Source organism: Nonlabens tegetincola (genome assembly GCF_002954355.1).
In the GTDB taxonomy this organism is placed as follows: domain Bacteria; phylum Bacteroidota; class Bacteroidia; order Flavobacteriales; family Flavobacteriaceae; genus Nonlabens; species Nonlabens tegetincola.
Genome location: NZ_MQVV01000014.1, coordinates 398,606 through 422,735, shown reverse-complemented (window position 1 = coordinate 422,735; position 24,130 = coordinate 398,606). Strand labels below are relative to the sequence as shown.

Annotated in this window: 19 protein-coding genes; 9 read left to right on the top strand and 10 right to left on the bottom strand. The window is 34.9% G+C overall.

All coding sequences use genetic code 11. From position 1 onward, the window contains the following. Nucleotides 1-148: 148 nt before the first annotated feature. Entirely contained in the window at nt 149-526 is a 378-nt protein-coding gene (locus BST93_RS08785) for a hypothetical protein (protein WP_060522609.1), read from the bottom strand. 292 nt (nt 527-818) lie between these two features. Between BST93_RS08785 and BST93_RS08780 the strand changes: the two genes are divergently transcribed. Then, nucleotides 819-1,877, top strand: a complete 1,059-nt coding sequence (locus BST93_RS08780) for a 3-oxoacyl-ACP synthase III family protein (protein WP_105018866.1) — start codon at nt 819-821, stop codon at nt 1,875-1,877. A 119-nt stretch (nt 1,878-1,996) separates the two neighbouring features. On the opposite strand, the gene BST93_RS08775 is transcribed toward BST93_RS08780, so the two are convergent. From BST93_RS08775 to BST93_RS08760, 4 genes are all read right to left on the bottom strand, one after another. Next, nucleotides 1,997-4,456 carry a M56 family metallopeptidase gene (locus BST93_RS08775; RefSeq protein ID WP_105018865.1) on the bottom strand — a complete coding sequence of 820 codons (2,460 nt, stop codon included), beginning with the start codon at nt 4,454-4,456 and terminating at the stop codon, nt 1,997-1,999. Between the two features lies 1 nt (nt 4,457). Next, a complete protein-coding gene (locus BST93_RS08770) occupies nt 4,458-4,817 on the bottom strand; it encodes a BlaI/MecI/CopY family transcriptional regulator (protein WP_105018864.1) in 360 nt (119 codons plus the stop codon). A 200-nt stretch (nt 4,818-5,017) separates the two neighbouring features. After that, the gene (locus tag BST93_RS08765; RefSeq protein ID WP_308736866.1) at nt 5,018-5,581 is read right to left on the bottom strand and encodes a nitroreductase family protein; all 564 of its coding nucleotides are present in this window, start codon (nt 5,579-5,581) and stop codon (nt 5,018-5,020) included. A gap of 71 nt (nt 5,582-5,652) precedes the next feature. Further along, nucleotides 5,653-7,089, bottom strand: coding sequence for an NADP-dependent isocitrate dehydrogenase (locus BST93_RS08760; protein ID WP_105018863.1), 1,437 nt, complete (start codon nt 7,087-7,089; stop codon nt 5,653-5,655). Between the two features lie 124 nt (nt 7,090-7,213). On the opposite strand from BST93_RS08760, the gene BST93_RS08755 reads away from it, so the two are divergent. After that, nucleotides 7,214-8,116 (top strand): aldo/keto reductase, encoded by a 903-nt coding sequence (locus tag BST93_RS08755; protein WP_105018862.1) that lies wholly within the window; start codon nt 7,214-7,216, stop codon nt 8,114-8,116. Between the two features lie 64 nt (nt 8,117-8,180). Here BST93_RS08755 and BST93_RS08750 read toward each other — a convergent pair whose 3' ends face one another. From BST93_RS08750 to BST93_RS08735, 4 genes are all read right to left on the bottom strand, one after another. Next, nucleotides 8,181-10,616, bottom strand: a complete 2,436-nt coding sequence (locus tag BST93_RS08750; protein WP_105018861.1) for a zinc-dependent metalloprotease — start codon at nt 10,614-10,616, stop codon at nt 8,181-8,183. Nucleotides 10,617-10,710: 94 nt separating this feature from the next. Beyond that, entirely contained in the window at nt 10,711-12,171 is a 1,461-nt protein-coding gene (locus BST93_RS08745; protein WP_105018860.1) for an aminoacyl-histidine dipeptidase, read from the bottom strand. Nucleotides 12,172-12,213: 42 nt separating this feature from the next. Further along, entirely contained in the window at nt 12,214-12,879 is a 666-nt protein-coding gene (gene mnmC2, locus BST93_RS08740) for a tRNA (5-methylaminomethyl-2-thiouridine)(34)-methyltransferase MnmC2 (protein ID WP_105018859.1), read from the bottom strand. Further along, nucleotides 12,879-13,436 carry a DUF4920 domain-containing protein gene (locus BST93_RS08735; RefSeq protein ID WP_105018858.1) on the bottom strand — a complete coding sequence of 186 codons (558 nt, stop codon included), beginning with the start codon at nt 13,434-13,436 and terminating at the stop codon, nt 12,879-12,881. Before BST93_RS08735 ends, mnmC2 begins: the two co-directional genes overlap by 1 nt. A 91-nt stretch (nt 13,437-13,527) precedes the next feature. Here BST93_RS08735 and BST93_RS08730 point away from each other — a divergent pair, with 91 nt between their 5' ends. The 7 genes from BST93_RS08730 (at nt 13,528) to BST93_RS08700 (ending at nt 23,206) form a co-directional block, all read left to right on the top strand. Beyond that, nucleotides 13,528-14,589, top strand: a complete 1,062-nt coding sequence (locus BST93_RS08730; protein ID WP_105018857.1) for a branched-chain amino acid aminotransferase — start codon at nt 13,528-13,530, stop codon at nt 14,587-14,589. Between the two features lie 75 nt (nt 14,590-14,664). Further along, nucleotides 14,665-17,625, top strand: a complete 2,961-nt coding sequence (locus BST93_RS08725; protein WP_105018856.1) for an FIDD domain-containing protein — start codon at nt 14,665-14,667, stop codon at nt 17,623-17,625. 72 nt (nt 17,626-17,697) lie between these two features. Beyond that, a complete protein-coding gene (uvrB, locus tag BST93_RS08720; RefSeq protein WP_085774585.1) occupies nt 17,698-19,695 on the top strand; it encodes an excinuclease ABC subunit UvrB in 1,998 nt (665 codons plus the stop codon). A 142-nt stretch (nt 19,696-19,837) separates the two neighbouring features. Next, entirely contained in the window at nt 19,838-21,346 is a 1,509-nt protein-coding gene (locus tag BST93_RS08715; RefSeq protein ID WP_105018855.1) for a hypothetical protein, read from the top strand. A 74-nt stretch (nt 21,347-21,420) separates the two neighbouring features. Further along, nucleotides 21,421-22,332 (top strand): septum formation inhibitor Maf, encoded by a 912-nt coding sequence (locus BST93_RS08710; RefSeq protein WP_105018854.1) that lies wholly within the window; start codon nt 21,421-21,423, stop codon nt 22,330-22,332. Next, the gene (locus BST93_RS08705; RefSeq protein ID WP_060522631.1) at nt 22,329-22,880 is read left to right on the top strand and encodes a mechanosensitive ion channel family protein; all 552 of its coding nucleotides are present in this window, start codon (nt 22,329-22,331) and stop codon (nt 22,878-22,880) included. Before BST93_RS08710 ends, BST93_RS08705 begins: the two co-directional genes overlap by 4 nt. Before the next feature lie 2 nt (nt 22,881-22,882). Further along, nucleotides 22,883-23,206 (top strand): translation initiation factor, encoded by a 324-nt coding sequence (locus BST93_RS08700; protein WP_042278637.1) that lies wholly within the window; start codon nt 22,883-22,885, stop codon nt 23,204-23,206. Nucleotides 23,207-23,208: 2 nt separating this feature from the next. Here the strand turns inward: BST93_RS08700 and BST93_RS08695 are convergent, their stop codons facing one another. Beyond that, the gene (locus BST93_RS08695; RefSeq protein WP_105018853.1) at nt 23,209-24,126 is read right to left on the bottom strand and encodes a hypothetical protein; all 918 of its coding nucleotides are present in this window, start codon (nt 24,124-24,126) and stop codon (nt 23,209-23,211) included. Nucleotides 24,127-24,130: the final 4 nt, after the last annotated feature.

The window sequence follows — 24,130 nt, the reverse complement described above, 5'->3', positions numbered from 1 at the left end:
TTATTTTGAATAATTCAAAATATCCAACCTAGTTGTGATCCATCATCTCGATTAATAATGGGATCACGGATAATTATGATTTTATATGAATTGATATAAGCCAATGCTAATAGAATAATAATAGCATAAGCTTTTTTACGGAGAGCCGTTAAACGATTGGTGGTTTGAACAGGTCGTGTTTATAACTAGATAATAAAAGCTGTTCTTTACTTACAATCAATTCTTGCTTGTAATGAAATGCTTTAGAAAAATTAAAATCAATATTGTTCTGTTGATAATACACAGGATAAAAAGCCACTAATGCACCTACTTGTAATTGTTCCTTTTCATAGTTAGCCTCTGCCAGCATCATTTGCTGTGCTAAATAACATTTTCCATCACACTGTAGTTGGGGACGATCTTTATTAACACAATATTCGTCTATGATCTTATCTAAATTAGTTGCGTAATACGTCCATTGACCTAAGTAGAAAACAGGCCTTACCGCAAGAGCAAATAACAAAGAAAAAACGATAAGATTTTTCAAGATCGATGTTTGCTGCAAATTTAAATGGGAAGTATAAAATAGGCGATAAATTTCAAGATAATTTTGAATTAAAGTTGATTAACTAATAAAACATCCTGAAGGTATAAAATCTCATAAAATGCCTTTTCAAGTGTTATTACTATTCATTGCATTGTATTATTCATAGAATAATCTACAATTATCTTAAATATTCTCAATAGTTAAGAAAGACTTAAAAATTTAAGAGTGATAGATTAGGAAAACACAAGTTTAATGACTTTTTTTACGATGAATTGAAGATATTAATGCCTTTATGAGAGCAAAAATAACAGGAGTAGGAAGTTACATTCCGGAAGTAGTAACTAAAAATGAGGACTTTTTAAATCATGAATTCTTAAATAATGACGGTAGCTCATTTGGTAGTGACAATGAAGTAATTATTGAAAAATTTGTAGCCATTACTGGTATTGAAGAACGACGCTACCTTACACCTGAACAACTTACAAGTGATATAGGCGCTATTGCTGCTAGAAATGCTATTGTAGACGCTAATTGTAACCAAGAAGAAATTGATTTTATTATCGTAGCTCATAATTACGGAGATGTTAAACCAGATGGCGGTTCCAGCGATATGGTTCCTAGTCTGGCTAGCCGAATAAAAAACAAGTTAGGAATAAGAAATCCTCAATGTGTCGCTTATGATGTGCTCTTTGGATGTCCTGGTTGGGTTTTAGGTTTAAGCCAAGCAGATAGTTTTATAAAATCTGGACTAGCTAAACGTGTACTTGTTATCGGTGCCGAAGCACTTTCAAGGGTAGTTGATCCACACGATAGAGATTCTATGATTTACTCTGATGGTGCTGGTGCCGCTATTGTAGAACCTAGCATGGATGAACACGGTATATTAGGTCAGGCTACCGCTACTTATACGGAAGAAGAAACCTATTTCATTTTTAATGAAACTTCTTACAATAAAGAAATAGAAGACAAAACACAATACATAAAAATGTATGGAAGACGCATCTATAATTTTGCTCTTTCAAAAGTGCCAGATGGAATGAAAGCTGCAATGGATCAAGCTGGAGTTGATATTAAAGATTTAAAGAAAATTTTCATTCACCAAGCTAATGAAAAAATGGATGAAGCTATTGTGCAGCGTTTTTACAAACTTTATGATATGGAAGTTCCTAAAGATATCATGCCTATGATTATTCACAAGCTTGGAAATAGCTCAGTCGCTACAGTACCTACTGTCATGGATCTTGTTGTCCATGATAAAATGCCAGAACACAAAGTTGAAAAAGGTGACGTGGTCATGTTTGCCAGTGTAGGTGCAGGAATGAATATAAACGCTATTGTATATCGCTATTAAATCTTGACTAAGTTTACTCTTAATAAGTCAAGATTGTAAAATTCTAATAAAAGATTAAACGCTATCATAAAAAAAGCCTGCTTCTTGTTGCAGGCTTTTTTTATTTTTCTGATAACCTATCAATTTTGAATGATGCTTACTCTAAGTTGACCGTTTACCTCTTTAAATACAACTTGTTTAATTCCAGCATCTGATTGTGATGTGTATTGATTACCGTCAATTTCAAATTTTAATTTACGTAAAATACCATCTCTTACTCTATGTGTTTTAATATTTAAAACATGACCTTTTTCAGATAGTATCTCTCCTAATTTGATAAGGGAATCTTTATTCTCAGGATCATTGACTTGATAAATATTTTCAACATTCTCATCAATCACTTCTTCAATTTCATAATAATGTGATCCAGCCTTTAATGAATCTCTCTTGGCTAATAAGATTTGTCTTCTTGCCTCTAGTTCTGATCTTTTCGCTTCTCTCAACAATTCCACTTGTTTTCTTTTCTCCACAGCTTTTTCACGCATAATTTCTCTGCGTTTTTCCAGTTCTTCTCGTTTAGCTTCGGATTTTTCACGTAATAATTCTCGTCGCTCCTCGTATTGAGCTCGCTTTTCCTCCATTAATTGCTCTCTTTCACGCATATACTCCTCACGCTTTTCTATAGCCTTACGTCTTACTTTATATCTAGTAGAATCATTATCAATTATAATTTCCTCTTCTACAAGAGTTCCGAGATCTTCTGGTTTACTAACCACAACAATTACTCCATTTGCACCTTTATCTCCATATCTACTTGTTGCATTACCATCTTTAAGAACTGTAACAGACTGTATTGCATTAGGATGTAATCGTAATACTTTAGCTTCTTCCACCTCTTTGCCGTTTAAAATAAAAAGTGGTTTAGCATCACTATTCCATCTGTATGAACTACCATACGTCATAGGTTGGGATGCATCAACTCTTAATGTATCCATATCAATATCGAGCTCTTCAATAATTATGGGTTGTGCATGATGAAAGCTGTTTCCCATATTTACTAGACTGTCTAAATCTTTAAATTGGATATTCATTTTTGCCATTAAAGAATCTAATTTTATCGAATTTTCTCCCATTTCAATCTGAGCAAAAATTGAATCAAGATTCACCGTTTTTACAATAGACAAAGCGTTCAATAACAGAGAATCTTTAAAAGTTCCATTGAAGATATAAGGCTTCATTACACTATCAGTACTGAACGCGTAAAACTTATTTCCAGGACCAGATTGTATTATTCTTTGTGAAACTTGTGCATCACATTTACCTATTGACCAATCACTTGTTGTGTCATCAAAAACGCCGTCTATACAGATATCGTCTAGTCCATTGGTGCTTTCATATTGCTGTTCAATGACAGAACCCTTGTTGTTATCAATAGAAATTGCCAGTTTTATAATTTTCCCATTCTTCTTTTTGAACTTTTTGATTTTAAGATCTACATTGTACTTCTTTTTAAGATTTTCAGCTTGTTTTTCAAGAGATTCTCGAGTACTGGAACTCACAATCCTTAAATTAACACGTTCCTTTAACCTGAATACTGTATCTATTGCTTCTATAACAGGCTGTGCTGTTTGTAAATTAGAGTTACCTGGTGCAATTGAAGGTTCATAATTTTTTGATGCCTTTTCAGTAGGAATCATTTTTTCAACTGGACTATTTAAATACTCAACTTTAGTAACCGTATTGAAACTGTAAAGGAAAAGAATGATTACCGGTAATATAAGAGCATATTTATAGGCACTCCATTTCTTTGAAGCTTCTTTTTGTAACATTATGATACGTTGTTTAATAAAAGGGGTTACAAAATTATTTGCAAGCGCTGGTTGTTGTTGTAATACTACTGCATTAACTAATGTTCTAGCATAGCTCATATTACCTTCTTGTACAGCAGCCGCTTTGGCATCGGCAATGAACTCTAAATTTTGAGCCACCTGTTTTTTCAAAAACCACGATAATGGATTGATCCAAAATAAAGCGCAATATATATGTGTTATAATCACATCTATACTATGCCATTCCTTGGCGTGTACTTTTTCGTGTCTTAGAATATGTGCAAACTGTTCAGACTTCTCGTCACCATTATGAAATCCTATTTTATTAAAAAAGCTGAATGCAGTAAGCTTTCGCGAAAGCGATACTAACACTACTCCATCTTCCTTTCTACTCGTACCAGCGTTTAAGAGTCGTTGAACGCTCATAATTTCTATACTTAATTTACCCAAAAAGAATAATACGACAGCTAGATAAGCATAAATAAAAAGTTCCATCCAGTTATAAGTAGTAACTTCTGGAGTAACCGTATTCATCATTGCTGCATCAGAAAAATAGATCACATTATTTGTAGTGGTGACAGGTAATTGTTCCATGTATACAACCTCTGTAAACTCAACAAAAGGTAGAACGATGCTAGCAACTATTCCAACAAGTAAAAAAACTCTATTGGCCTGAAAAAAAGTTAACTTTCTTAATATGAAGTGATATCCCAAAACGAATACAGCTAGAACTGCTGTACTTTTCCAAAGGTATTCTACAAGTGTTTCCATGCTATTTGTCTTTAGATTCAATCATATTTAATATTTCTCTTAATTCCTTGGCCGATATTTTCTTCTCATCGGCAAAGAAAGAAACCACATTCTTATATGAATTATTGAAATAATCGGTAATCGCTGTAGTCACGTATTTATTGCGATAGTCTTCCTTTTGAACTATTGGAAAATACCTGTGTGTTTTACCAAAGGCCTCGTGAGATACAAATCCCTTATCCTCTAGTTTACGCACAATGGTAGATACGGTATTATAATGATTGGTTCCAAACAGGTGTGGTACCACTTCTTTTACAAAAGCCTTCTCTAGCTTCCATAAAACCTGCATAATTTCTTCTTCTTTAGCTGTTAGTTTTTCCATTTATGATGTTTTAAGGGCGTTACCTCGAGTGATCACTCGAGGTCAGGCTATCGTTGTTACATGGTAACACCACTCTATCCTTAACGCATTACAAACGTATAACTATTTTTTTAGTTTTCAAACTATTTTTATAGTTATAAAACTAAATTGTTAGTTTAAATAATTTAAACAATGAACTAAATACTTGAATTTCAATAAATTTACATATCAATAAAAGTGGCTATTTCTTCTATAGTTTTTCTTGTTGCATTATAATCAAACCCCTTTTTATCATAATTTCCAATGTAGAAAAAACCTAAAAATCGTTCGTTCTCATGTGTTGTTATACCTTCAAAATTCTTCATGTCAACAAAGGATTTAGGACTACTCCAGTAGGCACCATAACCCAATTCATGAGTCATTAACCACATATTTTGTACACTCATGGAAGTTGCTGCTACTTCTTCCCATTCTGGAACTGATTCTTTTTCATCCCTGTGCATAAAAATTAAAATAACCGCTGCAGCTTTACTAGGATTTTCTCTTAACTTTTTAAGCTTGATTTTCTTGTGGCCTGGGGTTTCTTCATAGGCATCTCCAAGGTACGTACCTAGCCTATCTAGCGCTTTACCGGTAAGAACCTTATATCTCCATGGTTCAGTTTTACGATGGTTAGGAGCCCATCTTGCTGCATCTATAATAGAAAGGAGATCCTGTTTCTCTATAGTACCTTCAATATATTGCGCAGGGAAAATACTGCGTCTCGTTTTTATAATTTCGTTCATAATATTACATATAAAATGCCAACAGTAAATGTAAAGTACTGTTGGCATTAAGTTGTATAATCTATATTAAATTACTGTCCTTGTCCTAGAGAAAAAGCTCGTTCTCCATCAAATGAGTACAGATTTTCTGTTTTAATTACATCTACCTTTTTGTCAATCGCTTCATTAAGCAATGCAACAATTTCTTGATTTGTCATGGCTCTACCACCATCGGGCATAAATCTACATCGCCAGTGTTGTGTACAAAATGTTTCATCAAATCCATTAGGCCATACTTTCACTCCACGATTTGTAATCATTTGTAATTTGACATCTTCCTTTTCAATACTACGCAAGAGCTCTCCTACGAAATTAGGGTTTTTATTTTCACAATCTACAAACAGATCAACACCTAGTAACTCTTTCTTTTGAGCTGCACGCTCCTTTACATGAGGCAGCTTAAACGGCTCTTTTGCATTATACCTCACTTTAGTTAATTGTTGTGGTTCCTTTCCCATATTAGCAATTACTGCGTGAGCAAACTCTTCTGTATTGACTTTACTACTACTTATATCCTCTTTAAATATATCTGCAGTATGAATACCTTGTTCTAAGGTAAGTAACCAAGCGTTATGAATAGATTGTGCTGCTTCATTTTCTCCTATATGATTAAGCATCATGATTGCTCCACGCAACAAACCAGAAGGATTTGCAATTTTTTGCCCTGCAATATCTGGAGCACTACCGTGAATGGCCTCAAACATAGCTACGCTTTCACCTATGTTGGCACTACCTGCCATTCCTACAGAACCAGTAATTTGTGCCGCAATATCACTTATGATATCACCGTATAAATTAGGCATCACTATTACGTCAAAATGCTCTGGTGAATCAGCAACCTTAGCTGCACCTATATCAACGATCCAATGTTCTTTTTCTATATCTGGGTACTCCTGTGCTACTTCATTATATATTTTATGGAACAAACCATCAGTTTGTTTCATAATATTGTCTTTTGAAAAACAAGTTACCTTTTTACGGTTGTTGTATCTCGCATACTCAAATGCGTACCTTATGATTTTTTCACAACCTGGGCGACTTATTAATTTAAGACATTGAACAACATCTGGAGTTTGTTGGTGTTCAATCCCTGCGTATAAATCTTCTTCATTTTCTCTTACAATAACTACATCCATATCAGGATGTTTTGTTGTAACATATGGATGTAGGCTGGCACACGGTCTTACATTTGCATAAAGTCCCAAAGTTTTTCTCATAGTTACGTTCAAACTTTTGTAACCACCACCTTGAGGTGTAGTAATAGGTGCTTTAAGTAAAACCCTGTTACGTCGTATACTTTCCCAAGCTTCAGGAGTAATTCCAGATGTGTTACCTGATAAGTATACTTCTTTACCTAATTGTACTTCTTCAAATTTAACTGCGGCACCGGATGCCTTTATGATAGCCAATGTAGCATTCATAATTTCTGGACCTATTCCATCACCTTTTGCTATTGAAATTGTTTTCATGAATTTTTGTTTGTACAAAGGTTGCAAATAGTTTTCATATATTTTTATTTATGTTTTAATGACTAATATAATTTTATTTATGTATTTATCTACTTACAATATCCATCTTTGCAAAAAATAGAATATGTCATTGAGTGAGAATAAATCGTATTACCCATTGTCCCAATTTGCTTTGGGAATGTGGAGATTAGGCGACTGGAATTTACCTAATCAGGAACTGCTTACCTATATTAAGCAAGCAATTGACCTAGGTGTTACCACCATGGACCATGCTGATATTTATGGTAATTATGAATGTGAAGAAATATTTGCCCAAGCAATATCTCTAGACCCATCAATAAGACACAAAATGCAGCTTGTGACTAAATGTGGTATAAAACTTAGGTCAGATAAATTTCCTAATCGTCAAGTGAAGTATTACGACTATTCAAAAAAGTATATTATTAATCAAGTAGAGACTTCCTTAAAAAATTTGAAGACCGATTATATCGATGCTCTATTATTACACAGGCCATCTCCCTTTTTTGATCATGCTGAAGTTGCAGAAACATTTAGCCAATTAAAAAAAGATGGTAAAGTAAAGTACTTTGGGGTTTCTAATTTTACACTTAATCAGTTTAAAAGCTTACAAGAACATTGTGAAGAACCCTTAATTACAAATCAAATTGAAATATCTCCTTATGCCCTCGAGCATTTTGAAAATGAGAATATTGATTATTTGACCAGTGCTGGAATACGTCCTATGGCTTGGTCTCCATTAGCTGGTGGATCTTTACTACATCCTGAAACTGATAAAGGAAAACGAGTTCTTAATGCAATCCAAGAAGTCAGTACAGAGCTAGGAAACATACCCTTTGATCAAGTTATTTTTGCATGGATTCTAGCACATCCTTCTCAAATTATCCCAGTTATAGGAACTGGTAAATACGAACGTTTACAAAGTGCGGTAAAAAGTAAAAAAGTTAAATTATCCCTAGAGCAGTGGTTTAAAATTTACGTTGCTTCTTTGGGAGACGATGTACCGTAAAAAAAAATAAACCTACCTGATGAGCACCATCAGGTAGGTTCTTACTATTGCTGTTCTATTATTCTTACTTTGGATCGAGCGTTCTCTCAATTCTAGCAATTAAATCTTCATAGTGAAAACTTACCACCTTATTTGAAGTACGCGCATTATTCCTTCTTGCTATTTTTTTAATTTCATTAAGTTGACCTCTTACAATTGAAGGTACATCGCTTTGGGTAACATTAAAGCTAGCACGAGGTTTTTCATTTGTCATAAGCTCAATTAAACGATCTACATAGGCTTTTTGCAAGTTACGTTCATATACATCTGGTTGTATATTTTTAAATATCCCGTTGTTCAAATCTTGCATCAACTCCACTACAGAGTAGGCACTATCATCCATTGCTTTTGCATCAATCATTCTACCCAAGCGATGGTAAGACAGTAGGCTTGACAGATATCTAGATTGTAATGATCTCACTCTATCTGTATATCCCGATTCATTTATATTTTTAAGAATCTCAGGTCGAACTAACCACTCTGGTGTTTCAAACACATTTTCAATCAACCACTGTACTGACTGTTCTTGTGTTTTTGAATCTACAGGTTCATAAACAGTACCATCTTGAGAAGGAGTTTTTAGATTTTCATAAACGCCACCAACATTTGTAACAACGTGACCTACATATCTAGAAAACACACCTAAAAGTTCTCTATACAATTCATCTAAATCGTCGTAATTATTAGTGTCATTGGAAGTCCACTGTGGTAAGTTTTTGGCAACAATTTTTAAGTTTTCAACTCCATAACTACTTGCCTTTACAGGATTATTACCAATAGCTTCAGTTTGAGATTGAGGATCAAAACGACTGCTTTGTCTTCCGAATTTATATTTAGGATCATTTGCTTTTTCTAAAATCCATTGATTCAGTACCTCTTTTTCATCTTCTGGAGTATTGGAGTTAGGGATTACTCTATAACCCCAATTGACAGCATAATGATCGTAAGGACCCATTTGGCGTACAAATCTTATGTTTTTGTCTCCAGGTTGAGCAATGTAATTATAACGGGCATAATCCATAAGACTTGCCGCAATTCCATTTGCTTGTGTAAAGTCTCCGTCTCTATAACTTTCGACATCATAGGCGTAACTCGCCGCCATATTGTGTGGAAATCCTAACGCGTGACCTACCTCATGGGCAATTACTTGTCTCATCATCTCACCTATCTCTTCAGCAGGCGTATCTAATGTTCTTGCACTAGGATTTGCCGCACCTGTTTCAAGTAAATAACGGTTTCTATAAGATCTTAAATGGTTATGATACCAGATAATATCACTTTCAATAATTTCACCACTACGAGGATCACTCACACTAGGACCTACAGCATTACGAGTAGTACTTGCCACGTATCTAACCACAGAATATCTTATATCTTCTGGACTAAACTCAGGATCTTCTTCTATGCTAGGAGCCTCCTTTGCTATGATAGCATTTTTAAACCCTGCAGTTTCAAATGGTTTCTGCCAGTCTTCAATACCTTGTTTTATGTATTTCTTCAAAGATTCTGGGGTACCAGGATCAAGGTAATAAACAATTGGTTTTACAGGTTCTACCAATTCACCTCTTGCATACGCTTCAGGATCTTTAGGCTCTAGCCTCCATCTTCTTATATAAGATTTTTCATCGGCTTTTAATTTAGGAGAACTGTAATCAATTTGATTAACCGTGAAGAAACCAACTCTAGGATCATACAATCTAGGTGTCATAGGTTTTTCAGGTAACAATATCATAGATTGATTCATCTGTAAACTTATGGAACCTACAGATGAATTTGAAGGTGCGTCACTAGCTGTATAAGTCATATCCTGCACAACCTCAACATTTAAAGGATAAGCAGCTACACGATTAATGAAACTGCGTGATTTATCCAGACTTCTTACCTTATACTGTTTGCGTAGTCTGGAATTCAAACCACTTATTGCAGGTATATCGTTGCTTAAAAATTTGGTAACATCAATTACTACACCCGTAGAATCGGCATTAATAGCTTCTATATCAAAAGCGTACATAATAGGTTCATAATTATTAACCTTAACACTATTGGATATAGCCGCTGTAGAGTCTAATGTAACGGCATCATAAGATTTGACTTTAAGTAATATTTTATCCTTAAATCGCTCCCATGAAACTAATTGTTGGTTGGTTTTACTACCAGCATTTAAATATCCACCACCCAAATTTGCAGGTATTTGTGCAATACGGGTAACCCATAACATATCTTTACCTAATAGGGAATCTGGTAACTCATAAAAATATTCATCCTCATTTTGATGAACTTTAAAAAGACCGTCGTCTGTTTTAGTTTTACCCGTTATAAGTTTACTATAAGGTTTAAACTTTGAGCTGGTTTTATTTGATGCTTCGGATTTTGTTGCTTTGGAACTCACCTTTTTTGGTGCAGAACAAGCAATAATTCCTAAAACCAAAAAAATAGAAAGAATTTTAGTACTGATTTTCATGTAAGTAATTATTAATGCCAAGCAAAATAAAACCTGGCATTAATAATCCTTCTTAAAACCTACTTAAAGTATTAATCTAGCTGTAGGTGCTCTTTTATTTCATTGGAACATTATTAAGGATTTCTAAATAAAAATCCCAAAATTTTTGAACACTAGAAATCTCAACGTGTTCATCTGGACTGTGAGCGCCTCTAATATTTGGACCAAAAGATATCATGTCCAAACCTGGATAACGTTCACCTAAAATTCCACATTCTAATCCTGCATGACAAGCGACTACTCTAGGTGATTCATTGAATAGTTCCTTATACTTATTTTCCGCGATTTCTAAAATTGCACTATCACGATTTGGTTCCCAACCAGGATAGTCACCAGATAATTCAACACTGATTCCAGCTAACTGCATTACAGCACTTATTGAAGATGCTAGATCTGTTTTGGAACTTTCAACAGATGATCTAGTTAAACAAGCTATCTCCAATTGTCCATCATGTAATTTTACTCGAGCCAAGTTGTTTGAAGTTTCTACAAGACCTTCAATATCTGGACTCATTCTGTAAACACCATTATGAATTCCTAGTAAAACGTGTATTACCTCACGACTGTCAGAAGCATTAAGATGACCTAAACTAGAATTCGTCAATTCCCACGAAATATTTAAATTTTCTTCTAAGGATTTATACTCATTTATTATGGCTTGCTTGCATTTCTCAAAGGTAAATTGCATGTTCTGTAGTTCGCTTTCGCGAAAGCGTAATTCTACAACAGCCTCACGTGGAATAGCATTTCTCAAACTACCACCTTGAATAGAAACAATATGAATATCTGATTTCTTTTGTAGCGCATCCAATAGTCTGGTAGCCATTTTATTTGCGTTACCTAAACCTTTAATGATATCCATACCGCTGTGGCCACCGTTAAGACCTTTCACAGTAATCGTAACCGTAGAATAAGTATCTTCTGGATTACTAGTATCGTACTGTTTTTTACCAGTGATATCTACTCCACCAGCACATCCTATATCAATTTCATCATCTTCTTCAGTATCTAGGTTTAGAAGTATAGTTGATTTAAGAATATTTTTATCCAATTCTTTGGCACCGGTCATACCTGTTTCCTCATCAATCGTAAACAAAGCTTCAATCGCTGGATGCTCAATATCAGTTGAGGATAAAACAGCCATGATTGCAGCCACGCCTATTCCATTGTCGGCACCTAGAGTTGTTCCATTTGCCTTAATAATATCACCATCGACAATCATTTCAATACCTTGGGTATCAAAATCAAATTGAGTGTCGTTGTTTTTTTGGTGTACCATATCTAGATGAGATTGTAAAATCACACTTTTACGGTTCTCCATTCCTGCAGTTGCAGGCTTTTTTATAATTACATTACCTACAGCGTCCTCTATAACTTGTAGATTTAATTCATTACCGAATTTCACCATAAAGGCTCTTACACGTTCCTCTTTTTTAGAAGGTCTAGGAACTGCGTTCAAATCGGCAAAGTGATTCCAAAGTGACTTAGGTTCTTGATTTCTTACTTCGTTACTCATATCTTTTTAATAGTGACTAGACAGGCTAGTCTTTTAAATTACCTATAATTTTGTCGCTCGCAACATTTCTCTTTTACCTGGTGGACCAGGAAGACGTTCTACGTTAAAACCAACTTCTTGCATATTGCGTCTAGCCTGACCTTGAGCACAATAAGTAGTGAGTACACCACCATTTTTTAGGCTATCAAACGCTTTTTGAAAAATGGGTCTGGTCCAAAGTTCTGGTTGTGTTCTAGGTCCAAAAGCATCAAAATATATAAGATCAAACTGGTTGTCGAATTTGACCTCTTCAAATTTCATTTGCTTTTTAATTATACTAAATGTAGAAGTTAACTGCTTGTCAATTTCCCAATCCATCTCATGCAATGCTTCATAAAAGATTTGATCTTTCAGTAAGCTTCCATAATCCATAGCTAGGACCTCATCGGCACTTACTGGGTATGCTTCCATTGCGGTATAATGAATTCTAGTAGTACTCGCATGTTGCTTGGTTAAAATAGCATTAAGACCGGTACCAAAACCATATTCTAGAATATTAACGCTGCCTTTATCAGATTGTAATGACTCTTGTAAAGGCTGTAAACCCATCTTTATAAAAACATGAAGCGCCTCTTGCAAGGCGCCATGTTTAGAATGATATTGCTCGTTAAGATCTGGCATGTGAATGGTTTTGGAACCATCGCCAGTGATCATGATTTCTCTTTTCATTATTCGCTTGCGCTTTCTTCTGCAGGCATTTCAACATCTGGGTTTTCAAACTCTTCCACAAGAGCACCATCAGCTATAAAAGTATAGCTTGTTTCAGGTTCATTGATCTTTTCTATTTCCTCTTGAGATTTTCCAGCATCTTCTGCATAGTGACGAAGAGTTTCTACGTCAGTGATTGATTTATATACTTTACCTTCAAATACCACTTCTTTTCCTTTACCGTTTTTAGGTAGAAAAAATCCATAGTCCTTAAACATCACACGTGTTGTATCGCTACCAACTGCCATTTTAACCCAACATCCTTTTTTTGGACATACATCAAGAATCTCACTTTTTACCTTTACTTGGATTGTGTCTGAGTCAGTTAAGGTTTGATATTTCTCGAATAATTCTGCTGTTGAAATAGCATTTTCTGCAGTAATTTTTGATCCATAGCTCATATAAGCCATTTCTTCAACTTGTTCATCATTTACTGCAGGCATGTCAGTTTCTTTTTGAGTTTCTTTACAGCCGATTATTGAGAAAATGATAAAAAATAAAGGTAAATAGGTTTTCATTTGTTTATATTTTCCACAAAATTAGTAATTCGTTGGGATTTATTCAATGATACTATCCGTTATCTTTGCAAAAAATTAATAAAAATAACCCATGACCGATACCAACGAAATCGTTATAGATAGAGTTTCGGAATCTAGATTAGCATCAACGAATTTTGATGATCTAGTTTTCGGAAAAACTTTTACAGACCACATGCTTGAATGCAACTGGCGCGATGGAAAATGGGAAACAACACATATCAAACCATACGGACCAATTCAAGTAGAACCTAGTTGTAAAGTATTTCATTATGGACAGGCCATTTTTGAAGGTATGAAAGCCTACAAAGATGAAGCTGGTGATGTTTTCCTTTTTAGACCAGAAGACAACTGGAAACGTTTTAATGAAAGTGCCAAAAGACTTGCAATGCCTGAAGTACCTTATGAGGTATTTGTAGAAGGATTAAAAACATTAGTAAATTTAGATAAAGGATGGGTAAAATATGGAGAAGGACTTTCTTTGTATTTAAGACCATTTATGATAGCTAGTGAAAACGGAGTAGCGGCAGCTCCTTCTACCGAGTACAAATTTATGATCGTTATGTCTCCTGCTTTTGCTTATTACCGTGGTGAAGTAAGAGTTATTATAGCCAATCAATTTTCACGTGCAGCAGATGGTGGTGTAGGATATGCAAAAGCTGCAGGTAATTATGCTGCAAGTTTTTACCCAAATAACCTGGCGATGGAAGAAGGTTATCAACAAATAATCTGGACTGATGCTGCCTCGCACGAATACATTGAAGAAGCAGGAACAATGAACATCTTTGTGCGCATTGGCGATAAACTTTTGACTGCTCCTAATAATGATAGAATATTGAATGGAATAACAAGAAGAAGTGTTATTCAAATGGCCAAAGATCACGGTATAGAAGTAGAAGAAAGAAGAATACGAGTTTCAGAAATTAAAGAAGCTGCGCAAAACGGTGAATTAAAGGAAATTTTTGGAAGTGGTACGGCTGCAGTAATTGTACCTATTAAAGGTTTCAAACACGAAGATTTTAAATATGAATTACCTGTAATTGAAAACGATTATGCGACTAATATTAAAGCCGCATTGATGGATATTCAATACAATCGTACGGAAGATAAACACGGGTGGAGAGTTAAAATTTAAAAGTGCTTTTTATCTTATACACATGTAATGCCTTCAATAATTTGAAGGCATTTTTTATTAGCGTATTTTTAAAGTATGAAAAAGCTACTTTTTTTGATACTTTTTTTTGCTTGCTTCATTAATGCACAAAATCAGGCTAATTGGTGGTTTTTTGGTTCCAATGCTGGTTTAGATTTCAATAGTGGTTCTCCTGTCGCAAATGACCTAGGGCAATTGGATACTACGGAAGGTTGCGCAACCATAAGTGACGCTTGTGGAAATTTATTATTCTATACAGACGGAATAACAATCTGGAATCGCAATCATCAAGTCATGCTCAATGGTTCTGGACTACTAGGTGACCCCAGCAGTACACAATCTGGAATAATTATTCCAATGCCCGAGAATGAAAACCTCTATTACATCTTTACTGTTGGTGATTTTAATCCTGTTACTGGTTTAAATTATAGTGTTGTAGACATGCTATTAGATAATGGATTAGGAGCTGTTATACCATCTCAAAAAAACATCAATTTGTTACCTGATTCTTCTGAAAAAGTTACAGCAAGTGCCCACAGTAATGGTCGAGATGCGTGGATAATCTCCTATGCCGAATCAAATTTTAATACCGGTATTTTTGATTCATTTTATGCTTTTAAGTTAACTCCGCAAGGATTAGATAACAATGTGATTGTAAGTAACAGTCCTTCCACAAGAGTTGAAGATAGACGTGGATATTTAAAAATTGCTCCTGATGGCAGTAAAATAGCCTTAATGAATCAATTTTTACCTAATGGAACACCTGCCAACAATCTGGGAACAGGTGCCTTTATTTTTGATTTTGACACTACTAACGGTAGTGTTACCAATCCCACCGAACTTAGTTTTCCTTCTAATCTATTGGCTTATGGTGGTGAATTTAGCTTGGACTCTAGGTTATTCTATTTGGATTTGAATACAGCTCAAAATGGTGTGTTTGGTGAACGCACGCTACTTCAATACGATACAACTTCATCTAATTACCAATCAAATCCTATTACTATATATCAAACAGATCCTTTGGACTCAACCGATGATGTTTCTAGAGGTGCTTTGCAAATTGGTCCAGATGGTAAAATTTACTATTCAAATGATTTAAAAAACTATTTAAGCGTAATTGATCAACCTAACAACTTAGGAGCAAGTGCTGCATTTATTCTTAATGGAGTCAGCCTTGCTCCTGGCACCAATGTAAATGAAGGATTACCACCCTTTTATAATGCTTTTTTTACACCACGTTTTTCTTTTGTAGAAGGCTGTAGTGGCAATCCTACCCAATTCACAGCAGATGCTTTGGCAACTTGTCCAAACACAACATTGTGGTGGGATTTTGGTGATTCAACTAGCAGTACTAATACTAGTACTGTAATAAATCCGACCCATACATTTGTAAACCCAGGCGATTACCAAGTAAGTTTAACAATAACAACGCCTCTTGAAACTTTTACAATAATTGATACCATTACTGTAGTGAACCAACCCAATGCAGGTACAATTAATGATATAATTGTGTGCGATGACCTCTCAAATGATGGTTTAGCTACAATAGACTTCTCCCTGGTATCGCAACAAGTGCTTCAAAATAATACATCCAATAATCTTGAAATCTCTTTACACTACAACTTAACTGAAGCTCAGCAAGATTTTAACTCTATTGCGCCTAATACTCAATTAACCGCAGGTACCTATTATGTAAGATTAGACAACTTAAACTCTAACGGCTGTTATGATGTAACAAGTTTTGAATTTAATGTAGTTAATTCGCCAATTGCAAATCCTATTCAAACACAATACACATGTGATATAGGAAATGATGGAATCGAGACAATAGATTTCACTCAAGCCGCTAGTGAGATACTAGGATCCCAAAATCCCATAGATTTTAATATCAGTTTTTACTCATCAAATAATGATGCTCAAAATAGAATTAATGAGCTTCCTTATTTTCATATACTTAATGCAACAAACTCACCTTTCTATGCCCGCATAGAAAATAGCGATTTCACTTCTTGCTTTGAAATTATATCCTTTGACTTCGAGCTTATTGAAGAACCACAAATACCATTTATAAATGATTACGAGGTTTGTGATGATAACTCTAGAGATGGAATTGAAATTTTTGATTTAACCACTATTCGTGATCAAATTTTGAGTAGTACTGCTTCTAACTGGGATGTAAGTTTTCATCCTGATCAAGCTAGCGCTTTGAGTAATAGTAACGCGTTACCAGATAACTATCAAAACACACAGGCAAATGAACAAATTTATATACGATTAGCAAACAACGGTCCAATTACCTGTATAGACACACAACCATTTACTATTGTCGTAAACGAAAAACCCGTTATTACAATAACAGATCCAGTTGTAACCTGTCCAGACGATGAAGTAACCTTAACAGCCAGCAACAATTTTGATTCCTATTTATGGAGTAATGGTGAAACCACTCGCAGTATAACCACTACTCTACCAGGAATCTATTCGGTAACAGGAATTGATAATAATGGATGTACCGATAGTATCTCAACCAGTATAGCTCATTACGATCTCACCCAACTAGAATCCGTAGAAATTGAGCAATTTACAATACGTTCCAATAGCATCAGGATCGATGTAACAGGAGATGGACCGTGGCAATACAGTATAGATAATTTTATATTTCAGGACAGTCCAATTTTTACGAATTTGTTACCTGGATTTTATACGATTACAGTACGCTCTCAAACTACCTGTAATACATTAACAGTTCCTGCAACAATTGTAGCTGCTCCACCTTACTTCACTCCAAATGAAGATGGTTTTCACGACTACTGGCAAGTAACCGCGATTGAAACGGAGCCAGATGCAAATATTTACATCTTTGACCGGTTCGGTAAACTGCTCAAACAATTGAATCCACTAGGTGTAGGATGGGACGGCACTTATAATAACAATCCTATGCCTAGTACGGATTATTGGTACTTAGTTGAACTGGCAGATGGACGCTCCTTTAAAGGTCATTTTTCACTCATCAGATAATTACATTTTTGTTAGGATTATTTTAATTACGCTTTCGCGAAAGCGTACTCATAAAAATCTTAGTTTTACATTATGGACTTCAAAATAGTATCAGACTTTTCGCCAACTGGAGATCAACCACAAGCCATTAAAAAATTGGCCGATGGAATTAATTCAGGAGAACGATATCAAACCCTACTAGGTGTTACAGGAAGTGGAAAAACATTTACTGCTGCAAACGTGGTTGAAAAAACTCAACGCCCTACCCTAGTTTTGTGTCATAATAAAACACTCGCTGCTCAATTATACTCAGAATTCAAAGCTTTTTTTCCTGAAAATGCTGTAGAATACTTTGTTTCCTATTATGATTATTACCAGCCTGAGGCTTTTATACCTACGAGTGGTACTTATATTGAGAAGGACCTATCTATCAACGAGGAAATTGAAAAAATGCGATTGAGCACTACCTCATCTTTACTATCTGGAAGGCGAGATATAATTGTTGTAGCATCGGTATCTTGTTTGTATGGTATAGGTAATCCCGTAGAATTCCAAAAAAATGTAATCAGATTAAAACAAGATCAAGAAATTCCTAGAACCAAGCTATTACAAATGCTGGTACAAAGTTTATACTCTCGTACTACTGCCGATTTTAATCGTGGGAATTTCAGGGTAAAAGGTGATACGCTAGATGTCTTCCCTAGTTATGCAGACACTGCGTTTAGAATTCATTTTTTCGGAGATGAAATTGAAGAAATCGAGAGATTTGATCCGGTAAATGGAAATGTTTTAGAGAAATTTAATCAGATAACTATTTACCCAGCTAATATGTTTGTGACATCACCTGATGTACTACAAAATGCTATTCATCAAATTCAAGAAGATCTAGTTAAACAAGTTGACTATTTTAAAGAAATAGGTAAACCCCTTGAAGCTAAACGTTTACAGGAACGCACAGAATTTGACCTTGAAATGATCAGAGAATTAGGTTATTGCTCGGGTATCGAAAATTACAGTCGTTATTTAGATGGTCGATTACCAGGAACTAGACCCTTTTGTTTACTAGATTATTTCCCAGACGATTATTTGATGATTATTGATGAAAGCCATGTAAGTGTTCCTCAAGTAGGTGCTATGTACGGTGGTGATAGGTCTAGAAAAGAAAACCTAGTTGATTATGGTTTTAGACTACCAGCGGCGATGGATAACAGACCTTTGAAATTTGAAGAGTTTGAAGCTCTTCAAAATCAAGTATTATATGTAAGTGCGACGCCTGCTGATTATGAACTTGAAAAAACCGAAGGAATTTATGTAGAGCAAATCATAAGACCTACGGGACTATTAGATCCAATAATTGAAGTGCGTCCTAGTCAAAATCAAATAGATGATCTTGTCGAGGAAATTCGACTGAGAGAAGAACGTGATGAACGTGTACTGGTTACTACTCTTACAAAACGAATGGCAGAAGAATTGACAAAGTATCTCACTCGTATACGTGTGCGATGTCGCTATATTCACAGTGATGTCGACACGCTAGAACGTGTAGAGATAATGAGCGATTTAAGAAGAGGTCTATTTGATGTGTTGATTGGTGTAAACCTATTAAGAGAAGGATTAGATTTACCAGAAGTATCATTAGTTGCTATACTTGATGCTGATAAAGAAGGGTTTTTAAGAAACAATCGATCTTTAACACAAACTATTGGTCGTGCTGCTCGTAATGTAAATGGTCTAGCCATCCTATATGCGGACAAAATCACTGATAGCATGCAAAAAACTATTGATGAAACGGAATATAGACGTAGCAAGCAAATTGCCTATAACGAAGAAAATGGTCTAACTCCAACTGCGATCAAAAAATCATTGGACAATACTATTGCTCGTAAAAATGCTGCTAGCTATGCCATTGAAGAAGTGCTCACTCAACAAGCAGCTGAAGAAGAAGCTGAATACTTATCAAAAGAGCAATTAGACAAAAAAGTAAGAGATACACGCAAGGCGATGGAGAAAGCTGCCAAAGAATTGGACTTCATGGAAGCTGCTAGATTACGAGACCAACTTAAGATGTATCAAGAAAAAGCAAGTTCTTAACTTACTGATAGCTATATATTAACGATTATTTAAACCTTACATCTATTTTTTAAGATGTAAAGCATTTTTTGTCTGTAAGCAGTCAACCTAAAAAATATAGTAGTAATAAACTGATTAATTTAAGGCTCTTAATAAATCAGATATGAAACAGTTTTTACTCATATTTTTAATAGCTATCAGCTACTCGGTTACAGGTCAAGTAGGAATAGGTACAGCAACACCAGTAACTGACTTACAAGTTGAAGCAAGTACATCGTTAGGGCCAGGAGAATTTAATGGAATTATGGTCCCTAGAGTAAGTAATATACCTTCACCAGCTGCTCCTGCTGGTACCATAATTTACTTAGACACTGTGGACGGCTCAAACCCAATAGGATTTTATTTTAGTAATGGTAGTGCCTACCAAAACGTAACTGATTTATCCAGCGGTACTGCTGCATTTTTTGACAGTGGAACAACTACTAATGCCACCGCTACAACTTCAGAAATATTTAGATCGGGAAGAACGCGCTTCGGTAACGATGGAGTACCTGCAAGTGTTGTGAGTATTGAAAACCAAGGAGCTCTAGCTTCTGAAGATCGCACCACATTATCCATAACTAATAGACATTCTAGTAGTGCCCTTTCTTCCAATACGTTTTCCATAAACGTAAACAACACAAGTTCTGCAAGAGGAAATAAAGTAGGAATTAATAATGAAATATCAAGCAGTGGAGATGGTACACATATAGGGCTAAATAATCTTACAGAGATAAATTCATCAAGCACTGCTACTAGTTATGGTATTAATAACAATATCGATACGGGATCCACATCTGCAGGCACTATTTATGGAATTAGAACAGTTAGTGGTAATTCAACAAGTACAGGAGTGAGATACGGGATATATTCTCAGGCAATTAATGATGGATCCAGTAATGCCTATTCCGGGTATTTTTCAGGTGATAGATTTGCCATAAGGAATGAAGCTGATACCGATGGATATGAATTACCTACGGTGGATGGTACTGCTGGACAAGTTCTTACTACTGATGGAAGCGGAAACGCTAGTTGGCAAAACGAAGCAGATGCTAGTGCTACCAATGAAGGAGTTTTAACTGTTGATAATAGCGGTGTAAATACAGCAACCATAACAAGTAACACAACAGGATCTGAAACAGCCACAATAACAGGTGGCAATGGAATAACTGTAAGCGAGGTAAGTAATTCAATAACAATTTCTCCAACTATCAGACCTTTCTCAACGATTCAATTATATACGCAACATGATGGAACTGGTTATGTAATTAACAATACTTCTGGTCAAAATATTAATTTGACAAACGCTGCGCTAGAGCCTACATTATATAACAGTCTAGGAAATATAGAAATTAAAATGGTGGTTAGGTATCGAAACAACAATGCTTCAACTGCAAACTTTCAATTAAGATCGACTACTACAACAACTGATAATTTTCCCATAACTTCTAGTTCTGCGTGGACATATTCTAATACTTTTGATGATGGATTTGGAAATACAGAAACAATCGCAACAAGCCCTTGGGAACCTTTTAATGCAGGTTTGTCCGCACAAGATATTAAATTACATTCTTGGGTAGGAAGTAATAATATTGCTTTAAGGAACGTATATATTCTAATAAGATCCCAATAATTATTTTTACGTTTCGCTTTCGCGAAAGCTTAACACCTATTAATCGCAAACTTCATAACTTTGAAAAAAAGGTTATGAAGTTTTTTTATTTATATGTACTAGTCGCAACACTTATTTCTTGTCAAACTGAGAAAGAAACATCAACTACCGATGAAGTCAGTACTCCGACAAAATCAAAAAGACAATCTCGTTCTTTAGATGAAAATTTTAAATCTTACTGGTTTGATGGTACCGCAGAAATTTCTAGTTATGAGTTGAATCAAGCACGTTATGGAGAAATGAGACAAGGTACAGCAGTATTAATCTATGTAACTGAACCGTTTGATTCTAAGGACCAAATTAAAGCTGATCGTATTAAAGATGATAATTATTCAGTCCTTAAACTTAATGCAACAAGGGATTTTAATACTGGTATTTATCCTTATAAAATGATGAGCAGTACATTTTTACCTTTAGATTTTGAAGGTAATGCTATCAAAGTTGCAGCTTCAATTCAAGAATGGTGCGGTCATACTTATATGCAATTCAATGAGAACAATACGTCATATGATGTTCAATTGCATTCTTATTTTCAAAGTGAAGGCAATAAAAGTTTCCAAATAGAGAGCGCACTACTTGAAAATCAAATTCCTAGTCAATTGAGATTAGGACCATTGAAAATGCCAGTAGACACCCTTAATATCGTGCCTAGTGCAGAATTTTTAAGGCTTAAGCATATAGATGCCGAACCAATGGAGGCGATAGCCAAACTTAGAGAATTACCAGATGGATATTTATACAGTGTAAATTATCCTGAAATCAATAGAACTATTGCTTATAAAACTGAAAAAGAGTTTCCGTTCAGGATATTAAACTGGATGGAACGCTACATGGATAATCAAATTCCTATGGTAAGTACGGCCAGCCTTAAAAAAACGATAAAAACCGATTATTGGAATAAAAACTCTAATAAATTCGCACACTTAAGGGACAGTTTGCAACTATGATCGAACTATTAAAAAAAGAGGAATTTATAATCACTGTAATCATCGTTATCTTAGGGATTGTTACCCATAGATTGATTATATGGAGTGCTTCAAAAATATCAGAGCGCGTATCAAGATCAGAATTGCGCAAGCAATACGTAAGCAGGTATTTTGGTTATATACTTTGGACCTTGTGTTTGATAAGTATAATACTTGTTTGGGGTATTAATAACGATGGTTTTTGGGTAGCACTAGGTAGTGCATTTGCCGTTGTAGGTGTTGCTTTATTTGCAAACTGGAGTATTTTGAGCAATGTTACTGCTAGCTTCATACTTTACTTTACTTTTCCCTATAAGATAGGTGACAGAGTGCGTATTCATGATAAAGATCTACCTGTAACCGCTACCATTAAGGATATTAAAGGATTTTATACACTACTAGAAACTAGTGAAGGTGAGGAAATAACTTACCCCAATAACTTATTATTACAAAAAGGCGTTTCTATATTACATCAAAGAAAAGAGTCTATCTTTGATATAACAAATGAAACCGATCCCACAGCTACTTAATTATGGACTTACAAGATCAACTTAAAAATCTATTTCCTGATCACGATTATAAGGAGGAAGAAAAAGCACCAGAAAGCAATGTTTGGCTACAAGATGATCCATTACTCTGCAAGTTTGAGAAGAGAAAAGGAAAAGTAAACACCATTATTTCAGGCTACAATGGTGCGACTAGTGACTTCAAAATATTAGCCAAAGAAATTAAAACAACTCTAGGAGTAGGCGGTAGTTTTAAAAATGATGAAATCATAATTCAAGGTGATTACAGAGATAGAATTATGGATATTCTTAAAGACAAAGGCTTTAAGGTTAAACGAGTAGGCGGATAGGTTTACATTTTTACATGTCTTTGTAAAAAGGCTGTTGTTTTATTTTGCCATTGCGTTATTTGACTCCTTCTTTTATCATTGGCATCCTTGATAGCTTTATTATAAGCACTAGTTGCTTGAGCTATTTTTTTACGATCGCCTGTGCTTTCTATTAATTTGAAATTTTTAATTTCTTGAAGTTCCTGACCACACAATGTTTGTATATAACTCATATATTCTTGTGCAGCTGTAACTAAAGATGAATCATTATTCAGTAATTGAGGCACTTCAATTAAATCAAGGTTTGCCTGGCACAATTGATTTTCTATAGAGTTAAGTTGGTTGCCACTTTTATTATGTAAATCGGTCCAATATTGCTGTTCAAGATTAATTAATTTTTTAATCTGGATGTTGTAATGATGATAGTAATCATAGGCAGCCATTGTAGTATTCATCGCAATTGCCACATCAGACCTATTGAGTTCTAGTTGTAAATTGTGTTCACTAGCAAAGTTTTGAACGGCATTGTCATAATCAACGCGCAGTTGTACAATAGCTCTACGTATATTTAATTGTAATTCATAAGGATCTACCTCAACCTTTTTAAGTTCCTTATTTCGTAATAAAACGTATAAATCTTTTTTTACGATTGCCAGATTACCTTCAAAGTAGGCTTTGGCTTGATTTTTAAAATCCTCATGTGCGGTAGGACGTTTTTGAACCTTTTTTAATGCTCGCAGTAAATAGTTTTCTAATCTTTTCCTATTGGATTTTAGTTCAATTAGACTACCACCATTCGTATAAGCGTTCATGTATTCCCAGGTTTGAACAACAACATCTTCATTAAGGTCATCGATAAACTTTAAATATTGACGTGGGTTATCGCTAGCAGTCGTTGTAGCAATGGTAAAAACAAATAATAATGAAATAAAAATCCTCATAAAA

Bases quoted from the DNA above. Each gene is read 5' to 3' on its own strand.
- BST93_RS08735 (WP_105018858.1), bottom strand. From the start codon at position 13,436: ATGAAAACCTATTTACCTTTATTTTTTATCATTTTCTCAATAATCGGC.
- mnmC2 (WP_105018859.1), bottom strand. From the start codon at position 12,879: ATGAAAAGAGAAATCATGATCACTGGCGATGGTTCCAAAACCATTCAC.
- BST93_RS08760 (WP_105018863.1), bottom strand. From the start codon at position 7,089: ATGAAAACAATTTCAATAGCAAAAGGTGATGGAATAGGTCCAGAAATT.
- BST93_RS08745 (WP_105018860.1), bottom strand. From the start codon at position 12,171: ATGAGTAACGAAGTAAGAAATCAAGAACCTAAGTCACTTTGGAATCAC.
- BST93_RS08765 (WP_308736866.1), bottom strand. From the start codon at position 5,581: ATGAACGAAATTATAAAAACGAGACGCAGTATTTTCCCTGCGCAATAT.
- BST93_RS08780 (WP_105018866.1), top strand. From the start codon at position 819: ATGAGAGCAAAAATAACAGGAGTAGGAAGTTACATTCCGGAAGTAGTA.
- BST93_RS08705 (WP_060522631.1), top strand. From the start codon at position 22,329: ATGATCGAACTATTAAAAAAAGAGGAATTTATAATCACTGTAATCATC.
- BST93_RS08715 (WP_105018855.1), top strand. From the start codon at position 19,838: ATGAAACAGTTTTTACTCATATTTTTAATAGCTATCAGCTACTCGGTT.
- BST93_RS08730 (WP_105018857.1), top strand. From the start codon at position 13,528: ATGACCGATACCAACGAAATCGTTATAGATAGAGTTTCGGAATCTAGA.
- BST93_RS08750 (WP_105018861.1), bottom strand. From the start codon at position 10,616: ATGAAAATCAGTACTAAAATTCTTTCTATTTTTTTGGTTTTAGGAATT.
- BST93_RS08710 (WP_105018854.1), top strand. From the start codon at position 21,421: ATGAAGTTTTTTTATTTATATGTACTAGTCGCAACACTTATTTCTTGT.
- BST93_RS08775 (WP_105018865.1), bottom strand. From the start codon at position 4,456: ATGGAAACACTTGTAGAATACCTTTGGAAAAGTACAGCAGTTCTAGCT.
- BST93_RS08770 (WP_105018864.1), bottom strand. From the start codon at position 4,817: ATGGAAAAACTAACAGCTAAAGAAGAAGAAATTATGCAGGTTTTATGG.
- BST93_RS08695 (WP_105018853.1), bottom strand. From the start codon at position 24,126: ATGAGGATTTTTATTTCATTATTATTTGTTTTTACCATTGCTACAACG.
- BST93_RS08755 (WP_105018862.1), top strand. From the start codon at position 7,214: ATGTCATTGAGTGAGAATAAATCGTATTACCCATTGTCCCAATTTGCT.
- uvrB (WP_085774585.1), top strand. From the start codon at position 17,698: ATGGACTTCAAAATAGTATCAGACTTTTCGCCAACTGGAGATCAACCA.
- BST93_RS08700 (WP_042278637.1), top strand. From the start codon at position 22,883: ATGGACTTACAAGATCAACTTAAAAATCTATTTCCTGATCACGATTAT.
- BST93_RS08725 (WP_105018856.1), top strand. From the start codon at position 14,665: ATGAAAAAGCTACTTTTTTTGATACTTTTTTTTGCTTGCTTCATTAAT.